Raw genomic sequence first — 18,919 nt, forward strand, 5'->3', positions numbered from 1 at the left:
GCGGCCATCGGCGCCGGTCAGCCGGACGACCCGGTGGGGCTTGCCGGATTCTCACGCTCCGCACGCGGTTCGACGCTGACACTCTCCGATTCATCCTTTCGATCACCACACCGTCCGGCCGCCGCGGGCTCGCGGCGGCCCTCGGCAGTCCGGTGGCAGACCACGCCATGGCCGGCCCTCGTGGACCGGCCGAGAGGTGATCTGCCCGTCCGCGCCGTCCTGATCGCGGACGGGCAGATCACCGTTGTGCGGTGCGTTCAGCGTTGCCGGGTGCGACGATTCCGGGTCACGAACGCGATGACCAGGCCCGCACCCACCAGCAGACCGACGATGCCGATCATCTCCGCCAGCCCGGGGGTACCGGTGTTGGCCAGCGAACCCCCGCCTCCACCGGCCGGAGCCTGGTGGTTGCCAGGCGGCGCGGGCGACGGCGGCGTGGAGGCCGCGGGCGGCGGCGTCGGCGTCTGTGTCGGCGCCGGTGTCGGTGTGAGAGTCGACGTCGACGTCGGTGTCGGTGTCGGTGTGGGAGTCGGTGTCGGTGTGGGAGTCGGCGTCGGGGTCGGGGTCGGCTTTTCCTTCGGGATGTACACCCCGGCGTCGATCGTGTGATCGACCCCGCCCGGCTTGTCCGGCGCCGTGACCGGCGCATAGCCGTTGCACAACGGTCCGGTGGTCGGCGGGGTCACATTGGAGTCGTGCGCACGGTTGGCACCGGCCCGCGGGAGCGTGAACCTCAGCTCGCGCGCCGGGGGCTGCTCGGGCACCTGGCTGGTGTCCGCGGTGCACACGTCGAACTGCACCGTGTACTTCGCGCCCGGCGTGAGCTCGTACGCGGCGCCGACACCCCCGAAGTAGTACTCGCCGGCGGCATTGGTCCTGGTCGTGGCGACCTGTTTGCCGTCCGCGTCCAGCAGGTTGATTGTCGCCCCCGGCAGCAGCACGTGCCCCGGGTCCTGAATCCCGTTGTGGTCGCCGTCGAACCACACGACGTTGCCGATCTGGATCGGCGCGTTCGCCGCCGCGTACGCGATGTCACCGAGCCCGCCGGCCTTGCCGAACCCGCCTTGTACCCCGCTGACGAACTGGAACCCGTTGGCGGCCGGGTTGTTGCCCGGACCCTGACCGGTCGTGATGTCGTGGTACCCGGTCCCTGAGGTCGCGACGTTGACGACCGGGTCGAACTCCGTGCTGGCGACCCACTGTTGCTGCGGGATATAGGCCACCGACCCCAGTGCGGTCTCCTGGTGCGCGTTGGCGTAGAAGTCGCCCGGGAAGTATTCGACGACATCGGCGGCCTGGCCGCCGTTGTTGGCGGGGGTGGCATGGTTGGGGCAGCTGCCGGTGCCTTCCCACTGGTATTCACCGGTGGGAGTGGCGCAGACCATGGTGATGTCACCACCGGACATGGCGTTTTCCGCCGTGTCGTTCCCCGGGCGGGGGTCCAGCCCTCCCCAACTGAGCACGTCCATGAACCGGTCGCGGAAACCCAGGATCATCGAGCCGTCGCGGGCGAAGGCCAGGGAGGCCAGCTCCGGCTGCGGATCGATGAAGACGCCGCCCGCCTTCCGGTCGTCCCACGTGTCCAGGCCGGTGTTCCACGGGTTCCAGTGGGTGGCCTTGTCGCCGGAACCGAAGACGCTGCCGCGTTTGTCCGTGAGCGGGTGGCTCAGCACCGTGGTGAACCGCTTGCCGTCGTAGGTGGAGACGAAGGCTTTCAGGTCCGCGCGCTGCTGGGTGCTCTCCGCGCTGCACACGCCGCCGACGTACAGCGTGTTGTTGTGGACCTGGAGACCGAACGGCCGCCAGTCGTCGGGGCTCGCGCACCCCGGGTCCGGGATCGGGACCGTCGACTTGGGCGCCGCGGCGCTGGCCCCTGTCGCGTCGAAGCTCACCAGGCTGCGGGTCCGCAGGTTCACCGCGTACAGCGTGGAGCTGTCCTCCGACAGGGCCAGGCCACCGATGCTCTCCTTGCCCGGCGCGTCGGTGAACCCGGGATCCTTGATCATGTTGGCGGTGTCGTGCCGCGTCACCGCGGCGTCCGGCACCCGCGCGAACAGCTCCGGCGCGCCCGAGCCGTTGACCGGCACCGTGTAGATCGCGCCCCCGCCCTGCGGCCCGTACGGGGCGTACCGGCGGGCGAACGCGCTCTGGAACAGCCGGGTCCGGTTCGTGTCGTACGCCAACCCGAACGTGGTGCCCACCTGGTCCTGCGTGGCCAGCGTGGTCGGGCACGCCACATCGGTGGGACACGTGCCCCGGGTCTTCGTCCCGAACGCCACCAACGCCCGGTTGTCGGTCCCGTTGGCGCCGTTGTGGACCGGCACGAAGTACCGGGAGTCCGGCAGCGCGTAGTCGGCCGGGTCCCACACCCCCGTCACCACCGAGGCGTTCTTTTCGTCCGACACATCCACGAACGACGTGAAGCTGTCGAAGTGGTTCTCCGCCGTCGACGCGGGCGCCGCCCGCAGATAGTCGCTGTACGGTGCCGGGACGCTGACGTCGACGCGGTAGTGGCCGCCGCTCAGCACGGCCGACTGCGCCACCACGACCTTTCCGGTGGCATCCGTGACGCCGGTGACAGCGTGCCCAGCGGGGTCGGAGATCTTCACCTTCATGCCGCGCTGTGGCACGTCCATCGTCGCGTTGATCACGCCGGTGCCGAAGAAGTCGCGCAGCACCTCAACCGTCAGCGTGCCGTCGGCGGTCGAAGCGGCGGCCGGTCCAGCCGTCGCTCCCACGGCGCCGCCTGCCAGCAAGAGAACAGATAACCCTATGCGCGCCAGCGGCCCCGCAAGCCTGCGGGCCGACCGGCGTGAGTCTCTGCCGACTCGGTTCATGGCATCACACTCCACACTTCTCTTGTCGTGAAAACGAAGCACCCGCTTCTCGCCGCACGCCTTCGTGACCCCGGGCGCGGATGCCGGCCGCGAACGCCACGGAAAAGAAAAAGGGCCCACCGCTGTTGCGTGAACCGCTTTTTGATGATCGTTCAGCGAATTGCGGGACGAGCCGCAATCGCCGTGGGCCAGGAAAAGCGAACGCGCGTTCAGAGTCTTGAGCGGGACCGCCCCGGGTTGTGTCTTTTCGCAGCTCAACCACGGTACCCACGCCCCCACCGCCGACCCCACCGACCGCCATCGCGAGCAGCGCGCGATATCTTATCCGCTGGAGACTCGCCGTCACCAGTGGAACTCCTGGCATCCATCGGGATCCGCGATGACCCCCGAGCGCCCAGAGAATGGCGATCGGAAGAATGTGCGACGGCGGCGTAATGGTCGGATCCGGCCGGTGGGGTGCGTTTACGCCCGGGTGACGCGTCCGGGACGCGCTTGTCACGCAGGGGTGTTGTGCAGCCCAGAGGTGTCCACGGTTCGCCTTCTGCGTGATTTCTGGGGCGTCATATTTGTTATGGGGAAAGGGAATTCGAATTGTTGTGCGGCCTACCCGGCCCGCCAACTAAAGCGCTCAGACTCACCAACTACGGCCGCTCAGTCACCATGATGTCCCGGCCGGCGGTGGGCTGTTGGGCGGTGGCCGGTGCCGGCTGCTCGGGGGGAAGGCGCAGGAAGAAGGCGAGGATCGCGCTGAGGATGTAGAGGAGCGCGAAGATCCAGATGACGCCGACGATGCCGAGTGGGCCGATGGCCAGGCCGACGATGGCCGGGCCGATGTCGTCGCCCGTGTCACCTCGCTGACCGGCTGCTCCCCGCTCGCCGTGGATCACACCCGCCCCAATCTCGGCGTCCCCGCGGTCCACGTGGTGTGCCCCGGGCTCGACCTGGCCCAACAGATCTGAGCACGAGGTGCACATGACGCAGAAGTACCTGTTCACCGGCCCGTCCACGCCGGACCTGCCCGCACTGCCGGGAATCCATGTGCTCCCGCCGGTGGCCGCCGGCGACCTGCTGCGGCTGCCGCTGCGGGAGGGGGACACGGTGGGAATCGTCGACGGCTACTTCCACCAGGTCCGCGCGGTCCGGCACAAGGAGATCCTCGCGGTGATGGCCCGGGGAGTCACCGTCCTCGGAGCCTCCAGCATGGGAGCCCTGCGCGCCGCCGAGCTGTCCGACCTGGGCATGACCGGTGTGGGACAGGTCTACGCGGACTACGCAACGGGGCGCCTGGAAGCCGACGACGAGGTGGCGCTGCTCCATGGTCCCGCCGAATCGGGCTACCGCCCGGCGTCGGAACCGCTGGTCACCGTCCGTGCCACCCTCGCCGCCGCGGTGCGCCGCGGCGACTGCCGTGCGGACGACGCGGACCGGATCGTACGGGCGCTGGCGGCGATGCCCTACCGGGACCGGACCTTCCACGGTTTCCCCGAGCTGGCCGGACAGACCGGCCTGCCCCGCCCGGAGTTGGCCGCGCTCGGTGCCGCGTGCCGGCGCCATCGCGTCGATGTGAAGCGCGCCGACGCGCGGAAGCTCATCGACCGGATGCAGCGGCCCGCCGCGACACCGCGCCGCGCGGCCGAACCCACCCGCACCCGGTACCTCGCCACCTGGCAGCTCAGCGCCCGGGGCCGGAACGGAACCGAAGAGCCCGGAGACCTGGCGGCGCTGCGGCTGCTCCAGCTCTTCGCCGGCGACTTCCCCCGGCTCAACCGGGAAGTGCGCCTCTCCCTCATCAGCGACGCATGCGCCGCCACATGCGGTGGGGCGGCCGGGGACGCCGTCGCGCACGGAATCCACGCGGGCGTGTACGGACCGGGCACGCCGGACTTTCTCGACCAGTGGCTCACCCAGGAGGAACTCCGCTCCTGCCCCGCCGATGAGCGCCTGCGCCGGTTCCTCGTCCGCAGCTATGAGATCGCCCCGGGAATTCCCTGGGACGAGCCGCTCCTGGACCGGCTGCGGGAGGTCCTGCCGAGGGCACGGAGGGTCGCCGCCGCCGCGTTCCGTATCAACGCCGAAATGGCACGCAGACTGCCCGGCTTCGACACCACCGCGCCGGCGAGCCCCAGGCTGTCGAACCTGCTCATGGACCGATGGGCCTGCGCCCCCGGCGACGCCGATCTGCACGCGCTCGACCGCGGATTCGGTTCGTTCGACGACGCGGTGGCCGCGGCCGCCCCGTACTACCTGCTGGCGCGCACCCACCCCGGACTGCTCGACCTGACGGTCTCGGCTCCGGACGCGGACGCGACAGCCCCGGACGCCGACGCGACAGCTCCGGACAACGAAGGGAGCGGCACACATGGATGTGCTCCGGCGATTCAGCGATGACACCGGCGATCTGGTGGAGGCGATGCGCGCGCGGACACCCACGGTGTTCGCACCGCAGGACCCCCCGACGGATCTGCTGCCCCTGGAGGAACTCGACGACCTGCTCGACGGCGGTCTGCTGCGGGTCCCCTACGTCGATGTGGTGACCGAGGGCCGCGACCTGCCCGCGTCCCTCTACTGCACGCCGCGACGCCCCACCTACCACCAGCCCCAGTACGGGTACGTGGACGGGCACATCGTCCGGGACCTGGTCGCCGCTGCAGGGGCCACGCTCCTGCTGCGGTACGTCGACCACTGGCATCCGCGAACCGCCGCGCTGTGCACGGCACTTGAGAGCAGCGTCGGCCGACAGGTGGAGGCCTTCTACTTCGTCACGCCACCGGGCACCGTCGGCCGGCCGGTCCACCGGGACGACGCCGATGTCGTCGTCGTGCAGATCGCCGGGGCCAAGCAGTGGTGGGTCCATGAACCCCCGGCGTCCGGGAACTGGGAGCCGGGCCCCACCGAGGCCCCGGGCGCGGTCGCGCTCGCCCCGCTCATCCGGCCGGGCCAGGTCCTGCTGGTGCCGCGCGGATCCGCCCACCGCGCGGAAGCCACCGGCGAAGGCCCGTCCGTGCATCTGTCGTTCACCATCCGCGACGCGGGGGCGACGCAGCTCCTCGACGCCCTGCGCAGCTGTCTGTCGGCCGGGGCCGAACCGGAGATCCGTCCCGTCGACGAGAACCGGCGCCTCGCCAGCGCGGCGGAACTGCTCGACCACGCCCGCACGGCACTGGACAAGCTGACGCCGCAAGCTCTGCTCGACGAGGCGAGGCGCACCATGCGCCCAGAGCGCCCGCCCCGGGGAACCCCGCTCGCAGAGATGCGGGACCCGGCCGGGGGGTGACCATGTACCGCTGCCGGCCATGCGGGACCGACCATGTGGGCCGCCCGGCGGACCGGCGGCCCCGGCAGCCCGGTCGGCCGCGACGAGGTGGCCGGCATCGCCACCACCGTCGACCTCATGACTGACGCTCACGGCCAACGGCCGTGCACCGAGCGGCAGTTCACCGCAGGCCTAGTCGGCTTGCAGGACGAAGAACAGGAAGCACAGGAAGCGCGGCTTGGCCGCGATAGCTTCGGGGAACAGCTCGCAGGCAGCTGGATCAGGCTCTGGCTCGCTGATGACCGTTATCCGGAAGCCTGCCGCGGTGAAGGCCGCGATCATCGCGTGCAGCGGCCTGTGCCAGAAACTCATCAGGGCGGTCTGGCCGCCCATGGTCCACTCTTCGGTCCAGTTGGTGGTGCTGAAATAGTTGTACTCGGCCTCGCGGCCGGCCTGGCGGTGCCACCGCGCAGAGGCCGCATCACCCGCGACAACACCGACGGACAGTTCACCTTCAGCTGGGAGGAGATCCGCGACAACCTCCTCGCCCGCATGACGAGGCACGACGCGAGGGCTGGCTCGGCGAGGTCGAAGGACTCCAGGTGAGCCTCGCCGGCGCCAACGACAAGCTCGACCGGATCGACCGCCCGTCACGCCGTGCTGTCGACCTCGGAATCCCGTCCCCGCGGACCCCCTGAACAGACCAAGATCACGAGTTCAGAGAATACGCCACCGCATCTTCCTGCCCTCACGGACACCTGGCGTCACCACCGACTAAGTGCCAGACCCGATCATGTGGCGGCGGCCATGAGGGGAGCCGCCGACGAGACCGGAATATGATGGATATTGAATCTGGCTGGACGGAATGAGGGCCAGTGATTGCGGTCCTGTTAGGGAGCGAGCCATGGGTGAGCCGTGGCCACGCACAGGCGGGCGTGAAAAGGTCGACCGCTTGTTGCGCGGCGCCCTCCAGCAGGCAATGAAAGCTCTTGCGGCAGTCGCAGGCACTGTCTATCTCCTCAGCGACGACGGCGAGTTCCTGGACACGGTCATGCTCGGCGGGACGCCACCAGAAATTTTCATCATGCCGGAGCGGCCGCCCCTGAACAGCGGCAACACTTCATCGACAGCCTTGCGCACCGGGCGGGTCGCCGTGGTTGGAGAGCCCGCGATGTGCACCAGCGATGCGGTACTCGACACCGCGCGGGAACTCCCCACGCCGTACTCGACGGTTTCGGCTCCGCTCATCCGCGGATCCACCCGATACGGCGCGCTGACCATCATACGGATCCCCGACCGCGAAGGACCTCTGGGCACAAGGGGGTGCCTCTCCCTGAAGGAGATCGCAGACCGACTGGCGCGCGATCTGGCAGCACTGGCCGACAGCGGGCACTCTGTGGCCTCCCGGCCACGACCTGCGCTCTTCCCACTGCTGAGACCGCCGCCCCCGGACGCCGAGTGGGGGCTTCCCGGCGTGATCGGTTCCGCAGCCATCAACATGATGTGGGTGATTCACAGGCTCTACCCCTGGCTCTCGGCCGCCTTGACATCTGAGGAGGTGGCGTCCGCGACCCGCCTGCGGATCATGGCCCCCCTGGGCGCCCAGGCCATGGCGCTCACCGCGGTCGGCGACGGCCGGCTGTGGGTAATGGGCCACAACGGCATGTCGCCCAGGGCGATCAGTCAACTCCACGGGGTCAGCGCCGAGGCCGGAAATCCCGGCGCCGACGCACTGGCCCACGGGGCGATATTTCTTTCCAGCCTCAACCCGCTCCACGCGAACTACCGGCCACCCAGTCCCTTCGAGAACCTGCCGACGTGGGCCATCCTCCCCTTGCGAGCCGGTGGTCACCGCGTCGGCGTCCTGAGTCTCGGCTTCAGCAAGGAACGCGGCTTCGAGCCGGAGGAGCAGGCTCTGATGGCCATGATCACCAACCTGCTCGGTTCCGCGCTGGAGCGCGTCCGCCTCAGCGAGAGCGAGCACACCCTGGCTGTCAGCCTCCAACGTAAGCTGCTTCCGGTCCTGCCCGACGTCTCCGAACTGGTGACCACCGCCCGGTACCTACCCGCCCCCGGCGGCGGCGCGGGCGCCGGCGGCGACTGGTACGACGTGATCCCCGTCCCAGACGGCCGCGTCGGTCTCGTCATCGGAGACGTCGAGGGCCACGCCCTGGAAGCCGCCGGCGTCATGGGCCAACTGCGCAGCGCGGTCCGCGCCTACACCACCGAGGGACATGACCCGGCAGCGATACTCACCAGAGCAGCCGCCTTCCTCACTGAAACCGAACTGACCGAACTACTGGCAACCTGCTGCGTCATCCGCTTCGATCCGGCTGACGGGACCGTAGAAGCGGCGTTGGCAGGCCACCCCGCACCCCTCATACGGCTCCCCGACGGCCGCATCACCCCCCTGGCCGCCTCTCCCGGCGTTCCGCTGGGCGTGCCGCCTCCCGAGCCCTACCAGAACTTCGAGACCATCATCGGCCCCGGAACCGTCGTGGCCCTCTACACCGACGGCCTGTGCCACACACGCACAGCAGATGTGATCACCGATGCCCAGGATCTGTTCCTGCGCAGCATCCGCGACGCCGACCACGACCTGGAGGGTCTGGCCGACCGAATCATTGCCGGCGCCCCCGGCCCGCCGGACCGCCGTGACGACGTGGCGCTGCTTCTGTGTGAGGTCGAGGCCCTGCGCGGCGATCCCCTGCGAGGAACCGCCAGCATGAGCATTGCCCGGCACGACCTCCGCGGCCCCGAAGCCACCCGGTCCTTCATCCGGCGCACCGTGGGGAAGTGGGGGCTGGAGACGGCTGCCAACGAGCTGGAACTCATCGGCACCGAGATCGTCACCAACGCTCTGATCCACGCAGACACCGACGTCGAACTGCGGCTGCGCCGATACCCGGACCGGATCCGGATCGAGGCCCGCGACGCTTCCGTGCGACTTCCGGTTCCGTCCCCCATCGCGGCCGAGGAGGAGGCCCAGGAAGCCGAGCACGGCCGCGGTCTCATCATCGTGGCCGCAATCGCCAAGGACTACGGCACCTCGCCGACCGGCCGCGGCAAGACCTTCTGGGCAGAGGTGGCCCTGGCCACCTGATATGGCCTGTCCAATTGACGGCTCTGTCCCGTAATCGCAATGGCTTCCACGGGCGGGTGGTCGCGGACGTGCCGGTGGACGGACGGCGGGTCGTCCTGTCCCAGCCCAGTTCACCAGCTGAGTCCAACTGTTCCGACCCGGGCAGAAGTTCCAGCACTGCCGCCCACGCCTCCGCAGTCAGCCACGGTTCGCGGTTCGGGTGAGCCGCGGATCTGAACCGCACGTCGATGGCGGCGCCGGCAACGACACCATCACCACCGACAGCGTCGACAAAGACAGCGAGGTTTTCGGCAACGGCGGCGCTGCGCCCCCGCGTTCCGACGTGTTGCTCAGGCCGCGCCGGCCTGCCCCCCGACCAGGTCGAGGGCGATGTCCGTGATCATGTCCTCCTGGCCGCCGACCAGTTTGCGGAGGCCGACCTCGACCAGGATGGTGCGGGTGTCCAGGCCGTGCCGGGCGGCGGCGGTTTCGGCGTGGCGGAGGAAGCTGGAGTAGACGCCGGCGTAGCCGAGGGTGAGGGTTTCGCGGTCGACGCGGACCTCGCGGTCCTGGAGGGGGCGGACGAGGTCGTCGGCGGCGTCCATGAGCGGGAACAGGTCGCAGCCGTGCTGCCAGCCCATGAGGTCGGCGACGGCGATGAACGCCTCCAGGGGGCAGTTGCCGGCTCCCGCGCCCTGGCCGGCGAGCGAGGCGTCGACCCGTAGGGCGCCGTTCTCCACGGCGGTGACGGTGTTGGCCACGCCCAGGGCGAGGTTGTGGTGGGCGTGGATGCCCAGCTCGGTGGCCGGGTCGAGGACGTCGCGGTACGCGCGGAAGCGGTCGCGGACGCCGTCCATCGTGAGGCGGCCGCCGGAGTCGGTGACGTAGACGCAGTGTGCGCCGAAGCGCTCCATCAGCTTGGCCTGGCGGGCGAGTTCGGCGGGCTCGGCCATGTGGGACATCATCAGGAACCCGGCGACGTCCATGCTCAGTTCGCGGGCGGCGGCGATGTGCTGGGCGGCGATGTCGGCCTCGGTGCAGTGGGTGGCGATGCGCACCGAGCGGATCCCGAGGGCGTGGGCCTGCTTGAGGTCGTGCAGCGTGCCGATGCCGGGGAGCAGGAGTGTGGTGGGCACGGCCTGGTCGGCGGCGTCCGTGACCGCCTCGATCCACTCCCAGTCGGTGTGGGCGCCGATGCCGTAGTTGATGCTGGAGCCGGCCAGTCCGTCGCCGTGCGCGATCTCGATGGCGGCGACCCCGGCGGAGTCCAGGGCGGCGGCGATGGCACGGGCCTGCTCGACGGTGTAGCGGTGCCGCACGGCGTGCATGCCGTCCCGCAGGGTGACGTCCTGGATATACAGCGCGGGCGGGGCGGTTTCCTGGCCCGGCCGGGTGGCGGCGGTGTTGTCGGTGGTCATCGTGTTGCCCCCTCGGTGGAGCGGTGTGCGGCCAGGTGCTCGGCGGTGCGCAGCGCGGCCGAGGTCATGATGTCGAGGTTCCCGGCGTACGCGGGCAGGTAGTGCGCGGCGCCCTCGACCTCCAGGAAGACGGAGACGCGCAGGGCGTCACCCGCGGCGGCTGAGGGCAGCAGCCCGCGCAGCGGGTCATCCGTGCTCACCCGCTCGTACTGCACCTTCTGCTTGAGCCGGTAGCCGGGGACGTACGCCTGGACCCGGCCGACCATCTCCTCCACGGAGGCGGTGATCGCCTCGGTGGCGCAGTCGTCCACCAGGCAGTGCACGGTGTCCCGCATGATCAGCGGGGGCTCGGCCGGGTTCAGGACGATGATCGCCTTGCCCCGTGCGGCCCCGCCGACCTGCTCGATGGCGGATGCGGTGGTCTCGGTGAACTCGTCGATGTTCGCGCGGGTGCCGGGCCCGGCCGAGCGTGCGGAGATGGAGGCGACGATCTCGCCGTAGTGGACCGGGGTCACCGCCGCTATCGCGGCGACCATCGGGATGGTGGCCTGGCCGCCGCAGGTGACCATGTTGACGTTGGGCGCGTCGAGGTGCGCGTCGCCGTTGACCGGCGGGACCACGTACGGGCCGAGGGCCGCCGGGGTGAGGTCGATGAGCGTACGGCCCAGGGGGCGCAGCACGTCCTCGTGGTGGCGGTGGGCGCCGGCCGAGGTGGCATCGAAGACGATCTCCACGTCGGCGAACTCGTCCATGGCCACCAGGCCCTCGACGCCCTCGTGCGTGGTGGCGACCTTCAGGCGGCGGGCGCGGGCCAGACCGTCGGAAGCCGGGTCGATGCCTGCCATGGCGGCGATCTCCAGGGTGTCCGACAGCCGCAGCACCTTGATCATCAGGTCGGTGCCGATGTTCCCCGAGCCGATGACGGCGACCTTGGTACGGGAGGGGTGCTCCCTGCTCATCGGTTGTTCCCTTCTGTCGCGAACCCGACCCGCACCGACCCGAGTTCCGGGATGCGGGCTTCGAACACATCTCCCGGCGCCGCGGGAACCATCGGCCCCAGCGCGCCGGTCAGCACGACATCGCCCGCCCGGAGCGGATCGCCCCTCGTGGCGAGCTCCGAGGCCAGCCAGGTGGCCGCGTTGAGCGGGCTGCCGAGGCAGTCGGCGCCGGTACCCCCGGAGACCGGCTCACCGTTGCAGGTCATGGTCATCGTCAGCGCGCGCACGTCGAGCCGGGTGAGCGGGACGGGGGTGCCGCCGAGGACGTACAGGCCGCTGGAGGCGTTGTCGGCGACGGTGTCCACGAGGGAGATCTCCCAGAACGCCACCCGGCTGTCCACGATCTCCAGGGCGGGCAGCGCGAACTCGGTGGCCCGCAGCACCTCGGCGACGGTGCAGACCTCGTACGGCAGGTCCGCCCCGAGGACCAGCGCGACCTCGGCCTCCACCTTCGGCTGGAGCAGCCGGCCGGCGGGCACCTGGCCGCCCTCGGGGACCGCCATGTCCGCGAACAGGGCGCCGAAGTCGGGCTGGTCCACGCCGAGTTGCCGCTGCACGGCCGGGGAGGTCAGGCCGATCTTGCGGCCGGTGATCCGGCGCCCCCCGTCCACCGCCCGCCGCACGTTGAGCTGCTGGACGGCGTAGGCGGACTCGATGTCGCCTTCGTCGAACAGCGCGCGCACCGGCGCACAGGGGGTCAGGGTGCGGGCGGCCTCGGCCAGCGACTCGGCGGCCTGGACCACGGCCGGGACGGGGTCGCCTCGCCGGGCGGGATCGGGCAGGGACATGGTGCAACCTCCGGAGAGCGACAAGGGCTTCGGGGCCCCTCGATGGCCTCGGTGATGACCTTGGTGATCACGTTGGCGATGACGTCGGTATAGACAGAGCTGCCCCGGCGGGGCAAAGTTCGTTCCGTGACACGGAACAATGAGTCGGGCAACATGCTCGACAAAGCGGCCCATATCCTTGAGTGCTTCACTCCGGACGTGGAGTCGTACCGCCTGTCGGAACTCGCGCGGTGCACCGGGCTGCCCAAGCCGACCGTGCACCGGCTGACGGCGGACCTGGTCCGCCTCGGCTGGGTGGAACGCTCGGGAACCCGCTACCGGCTGGGAGCCAAGCTCTTCGAACTCGGCTCCCGGGTGCCGCGCCGACGCGATCTGCGGGAGGTGGCGCTGCCCTTCCTCCAGGACCTGTTCGAGGCCACCCGTGAGACCGTCCACCTCGGCGTCCGCGAGGGCCTGGAGGTGGTCTACCTGGAACGCATCCACGGCCACGACGCACTACGGCTGCCCTCCCGCATCGGGGGGAGCCTGCCGCTGAGCTGCACCGCCGTGGGCAAGGCGCTGCTCGCCTTCTCGGGCGCCGAGCTGACCGAGGAGCTGCTGTCCCGGCCGCTGCCGAGCCTCACTCCGCGTTCCCTCACCGACCCGGCGCTGGTGCGCGCGGCGTTGGAGAAGACCCAGGTGGCCGGGCTCGCTTACGAGGAGGAAGAGGCCGTGGAAGGGGTGAGCTGCATCGCGGCCCCCGTCTTCGCGGGCGGCGTGACCGTGGCCGCGCTGTCGGTCGCGGTACCGCGGGAGCGCTTCAGCGCCGCCCGGCTCGCCCCCGCGGTGCGTACGGCCGCTATCGGGCTGTCCCGGGTGCTGCGCGAGGGCCGCCGGACCGAGGACGGGGCACGGTTCGGCTAGTGTCGTGCCGTGGAGATCCCCCGCCTGCTCGACGGTCGGCTCAAGATGCGGCACCTGCTGCTCGTGGACGCGCTCTCCCGGCAGAGATCGGTGGTGAGTGCGGCCAAGGAGCTGCATGTGACCCAGCCCGCCGCCACCCGGAGTCTGCACGAGGTGGAGGACATCCTCGGCGTGCCGTTGTTCGAGCGCGGCCCCCGGGGAGTCAGCGCCACCGCCTTCGGCGAGGCGTTCACCCGGCACGCGCGCGCCGTCCTGGCCCAGCTCACCCAGGCGGGCCGCCATGTCGTGGAACTGGCCGAGGCCGACCGGGGAACCGTCGTGGTCGGCACGCACCTGGCCGGCTCGAACGTCCTGCTGCCGCGGGCCGTTGCGGCACTGAAGCGGGACCATCCCCTGCTCACCGTGGTGGTGCGGGAAGCCTCCCCGGAGGAGTTGCTGCGGGACCTGGAGGCCGGACGGGTCGACCTGATCGTCGGCCGGCTGACCGCGCCCTCCGGCGAGGGACTGATCCGGAGCCCGCTGTACGACGAGTACGTCGGCCTGGTCGTCCGCGCGGGCCATCCGCTGACCGAACGGCCCGGTGCCGACCTGGCGGACACCCTCGACTTCCCGTGGATCCTGCCCGGACAGCAGACCACGCTCCGTCGCGAGGTGGACGAACTCTTCGCCCGGCAGGGGCTCGGCACGCCGCAGAACCGCGTGGAGGCCACCTCCTTCCTGACGGTACGTCAACTGCTGCTGGACACCGACGTGGTGGCCGTGCTGCCGGCCCTGCTCGTGCAGGACGACAGCAGGCTGGCCCGGCTTCCGGTGCCGCTGGAACCGGTCGGGCACCGGGTCGGCGTGACCCTGTCGGCGGACCGCACGCTCAGCCCGTCGGCGCAGGCACTGATCCGGAGCCTGGAGCAGGCAGCGGAGTCGATGGCGGACGGTCCCCGTACCCGTGCGGAGCGGGCCGGGGACCGGGAGCGCGGCGCGGATCACAGCCCCAGGTAGCGTTCGGCGTTACCGCGGGTGATCTTGTGCCGTGCCTCCTCGGTGAGGAAACCGCTCTTGCGCACCACCGCGCCCACCGGGCGCTCGCCCAGCGGATAGGGGTAGTCGCTGCCCACCATGACGTGGTCCTCGCCGACGGTGTCCACCAGGAGCCGCAGCGCCCGCTCGTCGAAGACGACCGAGTCCACGGAGAACCGGCCCAGGTAGTGGGAGGGCGGGTACTGCGAGGTACCGATGATGTCGTGGCGTCCGTGCCAGGCGTTCTCCATGCGGCCCGCCCAGAAGGCGAACGACCCGCCGCCGTGCGCGAAGCAGATCTTCAGCCGCTCGTCGATGCGGTCGAAGACGCCCCCCAGGACCATCGCCAGGATCGACAGGTGGGTCTCGGCCGGCATGGCCGTCAGCCACCGCGCCATCCACCGGTCCAGGCGGGGCGAGGTGTCCATGTCCCAGGGGTGGACGAACACCGGCACGTCCAGTGACGCGCAGTGCTGGAGGAAGGTCACCACCCCCTCGCTGTCCAGGTCCTGGTCGCCGACATGGTTACCGATCTCCACGCCCCGGTGACCGGCCGAGACGGCCCGCTCCAGCTCACGGCACGCGGCGTCCGGGTCCTGGAGCGGCACCTGGCAGAAGGGGATCAGCCGGTCCGGCGCGGGAGCGGTGATCTCCAGAGCCAGGTCATTGAAGATCCGGGCGATCTTCGCGGCCTCGGCGCCGCTGCGGCCGTAGGAGAAGAAGGCCGGGGTGGGCGAGACCACCTGGGCGCGCACTCCGTCCGCGTCCATGTCCCGCAGCCGCGTCTCCGCGTCCCAGCAGTCCGCCTGGATGCGGCGGAACTCCGACGACCCGGTCATGATCACGGCCTCGGACTCGGACTCGATCCGCAGCCAGGGAGCGTCGGGACCGCCCACGGCCGACAGGTCGGGCCAGCCCCGCGGCACATAGTGGGTGTGGACGTCGATCACGTCTGCCACCGGTCAGCCCTTCCCGGGGTGCACGGTTCCGCACGCGGAGCATGTGCGGGCCCGCTCGTCGCCGTAGAACTCCTCGAACACCGGCGGCAGATCGCCCACGATGTCGCGGACCTGGAGCTCCGCCTCGTACACGGTCGCGGAGCAGGACGGGCAGTACCACAGGAACTTCTCCAGCGTGCCCTCCTCACGGACCCGCTCGATGACCAGGCCGATGGAGTCGGGGTCGGGGCGCTGCGGGGAGTGCGGCACATGGCCCGGCAGCAGCCACGCCTGCCCCTCCTTGATGTGCACGGTCCGCGGGCCCTCGTCGGTCATGAGGTCGACATGCATGTCCCCCTTGATCTGGTAGAACCACTCCTCGTACGGATCCAGGTGGAAGTCGGTGCGCTGGTTGGGGCCACCGATGATCTGGACGATGAAGTCCTTGCCGAGCGACATGGTCCGGTTGTTCACCGGCGGCTTCAGCAGGTGCGCGTGCGCGTCGATCCAGCCCTGGAAGTCGATGACCTCGGGAATGTCGGTCACGGTGTCTCCTCGACGGTGGTGGCGGCCGGGGCGGTGGCCGGCAGGTGGGCCACGGCCTGGATCTCGATGAGCAGGTGGGGATGCGGGAGTTGGTGGACGGCGACGGTGGTCCTGGCCGGGCCGTTCTCGTCGAAGTGCTGGCCGTAGACCTCGTTGTAGCCGCCGAAGTCGTTCATGGAGACCAGATAGGTGGTCACTTGGACGACGTCGGCGAGGCTGCCTCCCGCGTCGGCGAGGATGTCGGCGATGTTCTCGATGACGGCGCGGGTCTGCGCCCGGATATCGAGAGCGGTCGTGCCCATCTCGTCCGTCGTGACGCCGACGAAGGAGTTGTCGGGGCGGCGGGAGCTGGTGCCGGAGACGAACACCAGGTCACCGGCGCGGCGGAAGTGCGGGAAGCGGCCGCGCGGGGTCGCCTTCCCCGGGACGATACGTGCCTGGTCCATCACACGCTCCGCACACTGACCCGGCCGAGACCGGTGATCTCGCAGGTGGTCACCCCGGGCGTCAGGGGGATCGCCTCGGTGGCCGCGCCCGCGAGCACGACATCGCCCGCACGCAGCGGGATGCCCCGACGCCGGGCCATGTCGAGCAGCGCGCACAGTGCGTTCGACGGTCCGTCGAGGATGGCCGCGGTGGACCCCAGGATCTCGCGGCTTCCGCCGTGCAGCCGTACGGGGAGGGCGGAGACGTCCTGGACGGGCCGCCACGCGCCGATGACATAGCCCGCCGCGGAGGTGTTGTCCGCGACGACGTCCTCGTAGGTGAAGCGGAAGTCCCGGTAGCGGGAGTCGATGATCTCCAACGCGGGCGCCACGGCGTCCACACAGGCGGCGATGTCGGTGTCGGGGGCGTCCGTGTCCACGTCCTGGGCGAGCCAGAAGGCGACCTCCGGCTCCACCTTCGGGTGGATGAACCGGGCCAGTTCGACCTCGCCGCCGTCGGCAACGCACATGGCGTCGGTCAGCCGGCCGACGATGATCTCCGAAACCCCCATCTGCGCCATCTTGGCCCTGCTGGTGAAGCCCAACTTGACGCCGGTGGATCCCTCGCCGCGCGCCGCACGCCGGGCGAGGAGCGCGGCCTGGATGGCGTAGGCGTCCTCGATGTCCAGGGTGTGGGTGTCGGCGAGGCTCGGGGTGTCGGCCACATACGTCTGGGCGTTGTCGAGCCGGGTGGCCAGTGCGCCGATCGTCTCCGTGGCGATCATCGGTCACCTCCTTCGCGGTGGCCGGCGGTGAGCGCGGCGGCGACGCCGGACATGCGGCGTACGCCGGGTCCTGGCCTGCGGCCGCCGGATGCGGCGTGCGGGGCGATGTCCACGGTCAAGTCCTCCTGGCCGCCGGAGCGTTGCCGGCGGCCGGTTCGATCACGGGTGCGGGAACCGGGGGCCGGTGCCCCGTCGCGGCGGGCGCCTTCACAGCTGCACGCACACATTGGTTGGTTCGGTGTAGAAGTGCAGGGACGAGGCGCCGCCCTCCCGGCCGAGGCCGGACAGGCCGACACCGCCGAACGGCGAGCGCAGGTCCCGCAGGAACCAGGTGTTGACCCAGGCCATGCCCACGTTCATCGCCTGGGCCACGCGGTGCCCGCGCCGCAGGTCGCGGGTCCACACGGAGGCGGCGAGACCGTACTCGGTGTCGTTGGCCAGGTCGATGGCCTCCGCCTCCGTGTCGAACGGGATCAGCGCGGCGACGGGTCCGAAGATCTCCTCACGCACCGGCCGGTCGCAGTTGGTCAGGCCCGTCCACAGCGTCGGTTCGATCCACGAGCCGCCGTCCAGCACGGCGCCCAGGCTGGGCGTGTTCCCGCCGGTGAGGACCTTGGCACCCAGCTCTTCGGCAAGGTCCAGGTACCCCCGCACTTTCTCGCGGTGCGCCTGAGAGATGAGCGGCCCGGTCGTGGTGGCCGCCTCCAGCGGGCTGCCCAGGCGCAGCGATCGCGCCCGCTCGACCAGCCCGTCGGCGATGTCGGCGAAGACCGACCGCTGGACGTAGACCCGCTCGGTGCACAGGCACACCTGGCCGGTGTTGGCGAACACCGACCGGGTCAGGCCGTCCAGGGTCTCCTCCAGGTCGGCGTCCTCGAAGACGACCGCGGCGTTCTTGCCGCCCAGTTCGAAGGAGACCGGGCGCACGCGCGGCGCCACCGTCTTCATCACGCGGGCGCCGGTCGCCGACGAACCGGTGAAGGTGACACCGTCGATCCACGGATCCGTCGTGAGGTACTCCCCGGCCGAGCCGCCGCCGAAGCCGTGCACCACGTTGTAGGCGCCCGCCGGGAGCCCCGCCTCGGCGAGCACCTCGGCGAGCAGGGTCGCCGTACCGGGCGTCTCCTCGCTGGGCTTGACGACGACGGCGTTGCCGCAGGCCAGCGCCGGGGCCACCTTCCATGTGAGCAGCAGCAGCGGCAGGTTCCACGGCACGATGACCGCGACCACGCCGAGCGGCTTGCGCACCGCGTAGTTGAGGGCGTGACGTCCGCCGGGCAGGTCGGTCAGGAAGGACTCCTGGCCGGCCGCGGCGATCACGTCGGCGAAGGTCCGGAAGTTGGCCACGGCGCGGGCCACGTCCAGGTCGCGGGCCAGGGTGACGGGCTTGCCGGTGTCGGCCACCTCGGCGGCCACGAACTCCTCGAACCGCGCCTCGATCAGGTCCGCCGCCCTGCGCAGCACCTCGGTCCGCTCCCGGACCGGGGTCGCCGACCAGGTGTCCAGCGCCTTGCGCGCCGCCGTGACGGCCCGGCCCACCAAAGGAGCGTCGGCCTCGTGGACGCGGGCGTGCACGCGGCCGGTGGCCGGGTCGATTGCGTCGAAGCAGCGGTCGTCGGGGTCGACGAACCGCCCGTCGACGAAGTTGCGGATCCACCGCGGAGGAGTCTGTGCCGTCATGGCTCCCACCCTGGGATCGCGAGCCATGACTGACAAATGATCTTTTTGGTTACCGCTATGCCCACTTCGGTATGCGCCTGCGGCCTGCGCTCTCGTCTGCCGCCGCCAGGGCCGCTTCCCCGCAGATCAGGAGAGGGTGACGGGGTCCACGAGGGTCGGGGAAGAGCCGCGCCGGACGGGCTGCCGACAACCGGGATCAGGCGCCGCCCATACCTGAACCGCTATAGCGGCGGGCCGAACCGGCATTTGTCT

Annotated in this window: 15 protein-coding genes and 1 pseudogene; 6 read left to right on the top strand and 10 right to left on the bottom strand. The window is 70.6% G+C overall.

The features are described from left to right. Positions 1-257 precede the first annotated feature (257 nt). Positions 258-2,738, bottom strand: a complete 2,481-nt coding sequence (locus tag STRTU_RS08150; RefSeq protein ID WP_159742931.1) for an SdrD B-like domain-containing protein — start codon at positions 2,736-2,738, stop codon at positions 258-260. Between the two features lie 785 nt (positions 2,739-3,523). Between STRTU_RS08150 and STRTU_RS36150 the strand changes: the two genes are divergently transcribed. The 3 genes from STRTU_RS36150 to STRTU_RS08165 are packed head-to-tail and all read left to right on the top strand — an operon-like array spanning position 3,524 to position 6,111. Further along, on the top strand, positions 3,524-3,796 hold the full coding sequence (locus STRTU_RS36150) for a YcaO-like family protein (RefSeq protein ID WP_371873572.1): 273 nt from the start codon (positions 3,524-3,526) through the stop codon (positions 3,794-3,796). Between the two features lie 13 nt (positions 3,797-3,809). Further along, positions 3,810-5,225 carry a TfuA-like protein gene (locus tag STRTU_RS08160; protein WP_159742933.1) on the top strand — a complete coding sequence of 472 codons (1,416 nt, stop codon included), beginning with the start codon at positions 3,810-3,812 and terminating at the stop codon, positions 5,223-5,225. Further along, entirely contained in the window at positions 5,197-6,111 is a 915-nt protein-coding gene (locus tag STRTU_RS08165; protein WP_159742934.1) for a JmjC domain-containing protein, read from the top strand. Before STRTU_RS08160 ends, STRTU_RS08165 begins: the two co-directional genes overlap by 29 nt. 171 nt (positions 6,112-6,282) lie before the next feature. Here the strand turns inward: STRTU_RS08165 and STRTU_RS08170 are convergent. Then, positions 6,283-6,552 (bottom strand): annotated as a pseudogene (locus STRTU_RS08170) (SAM-dependent methyltransferase); the annotation flags it as partial. A gap of 403 nt (positions 6,553-6,955) precedes the next feature. On the opposite strand from STRTU_RS08170, the gene STRTU_RS08175 reads away from it, so the two are divergent. Next, positions 6,956-9,193 carry a SpoIIE family protein phosphatase gene (locus STRTU_RS08175; RefSeq protein WP_159742935.1) on the top strand — a complete coding sequence of 746 codons (2,238 nt, stop codon included), beginning with the start codon at positions 6,956-6,958 and terminating at the stop codon, positions 9,191-9,193. 329 nt (positions 9,194-9,522) lie between these two features. On the opposite strand, the gene dmpG is transcribed toward STRTU_RS08175, so the two are convergent. From dmpG to STRTU_RS08190, 3 genes are read right to left on the bottom strand one after another with little or no spacing between them, the layout of a single operon-like run. Beyond that, positions 9,523-10,590 carry a 4-hydroxy-2-oxovalerate aldolase gene (gene dmpG / locus STRTU_RS08180; protein ID WP_159742936.1) on the bottom strand — a complete coding sequence of 356 codons (1,068 nt, stop codon included), beginning with the start codon at positions 10,588-10,590 and terminating at the stop codon, positions 9,523-9,525. After that, positions 10,587-11,549 (bottom strand): acetaldehyde dehydrogenase (acetylating), encoded by a 963-nt coding sequence (locus STRTU_RS08185; RefSeq protein WP_159742937.1) that lies wholly within the window; start codon positions 11,547-11,549, stop codon positions 10,587-10,589. Before STRTU_RS08185 ends, dmpG begins: the two co-directional genes overlap by 4 nt. Beyond that, positions 11,546-12,376: a 2-keto-4-pentenoate hydratase gene (locus STRTU_RS08190; protein WP_159742938.1), complete on the bottom strand. Its 831-nt coding sequence runs from the start codon at positions 12,374-12,376 to the stop codon at positions 11,546-11,548. The genes STRTU_RS08185 and STRTU_RS08190 overlap by 4 nt, the downstream gene beginning before the upstream one ends. Before the next feature lie 153 nt (positions 12,377-12,529). On the opposite strand from STRTU_RS08190, the gene STRTU_RS08195 reads away from it, so the two are divergent. Together STRTU_RS08195 and STRTU_RS08200 are read left to right on the top strand one after the other, a co-directional pair. Then, positions 12,530-13,279: an IclR family transcriptional regulator gene (locus STRTU_RS08195; RefSeq protein WP_159746773.1), complete on the top strand. Its 750-nt coding sequence runs from the start codon at positions 12,530-12,532 to the stop codon at positions 13,277-13,279. Positions 13,280-13,288: 9 nt separating this feature from the next. Further along, positions 13,289-14,275: a LysR substrate-binding domain-containing protein gene (locus STRTU_RS08200; protein ID WP_159742939.1), complete on the top strand. Its 987-nt coding sequence runs from the start codon at positions 13,289-13,291 to the stop codon at positions 14,273-14,275. Here the strand turns inward: STRTU_RS08200 and STRTU_RS08205 are convergent. The 5 genes from STRTU_RS08205 to STRTU_RS08225 all read right to left on the bottom strand — a co-directional run bounded on the left by STRTU_RS08205 (position 14,260) and on the right by STRTU_RS08225 (position 18,667). Then, complete coding sequence (locus STRTU_RS08205) at positions 14,260-15,252, bottom strand: amidohydrolase family protein (protein ID WP_159742940.1); 993 nt, start codon at positions 15,250-15,252, stop codon at positions 14,260-14,262. The two genes, STRTU_RS08200 and STRTU_RS08205, sit on opposite strands and share 16 nt — an antisense overlap. A gap of 3 nt (positions 15,253-15,255) precedes the next feature. Then, complete coding sequence (locus STRTU_RS08210) at positions 15,256-15,777, bottom strand: 3-hydroxyanthranilate 3,4-dioxygenase (RefSeq protein WP_159742941.1); 522 nt, start codon at positions 15,775-15,777, stop codon at positions 15,256-15,258. After that, positions 15,774-16,223: a RidA family protein gene (locus STRTU_RS08215; RefSeq protein WP_159742942.1), complete on the bottom strand. Its 450-nt coding sequence runs from the start codon at positions 16,221-16,223 to the stop codon at positions 15,774-15,776. The genes STRTU_RS08210 and STRTU_RS08215 overlap by 4 nt, the downstream gene beginning before the upstream one ends. Further along, positions 16,223-16,987, bottom strand: a complete 765-nt coding sequence (locus STRTU_RS08220; RefSeq protein WP_159742943.1) for a 2-keto-4-pentenoate hydratase — start codon at positions 16,985-16,987, stop codon at positions 16,223-16,225. Before STRTU_RS08220 ends, STRTU_RS08215 begins: the two co-directional genes overlap by 1 nt. Before the next feature lie 207 nt (positions 16,988-17,194). Beyond that, positions 17,195-18,667 (bottom strand): 2-hydroxymuconic semialdehyde dehydrogenase, encoded by a 1,473-nt coding sequence (locus STRTU_RS08225; protein WP_159742944.1) that lies wholly within the window; start codon positions 18,665-18,667, stop codon positions 17,195-17,197. Positions 18,668-18,919 lie beyond the last annotated feature (252 nt).

Origin of the sequence: Streptomyces tubercidicus, assembly GCF_027497495.1 — a bacterium.
GTDB lineage: Bacteria > Actinomycetota > Actinomycetes > Streptomycetales > Streptomycetaceae > Streptomyces > Streptomyces tubercidicus.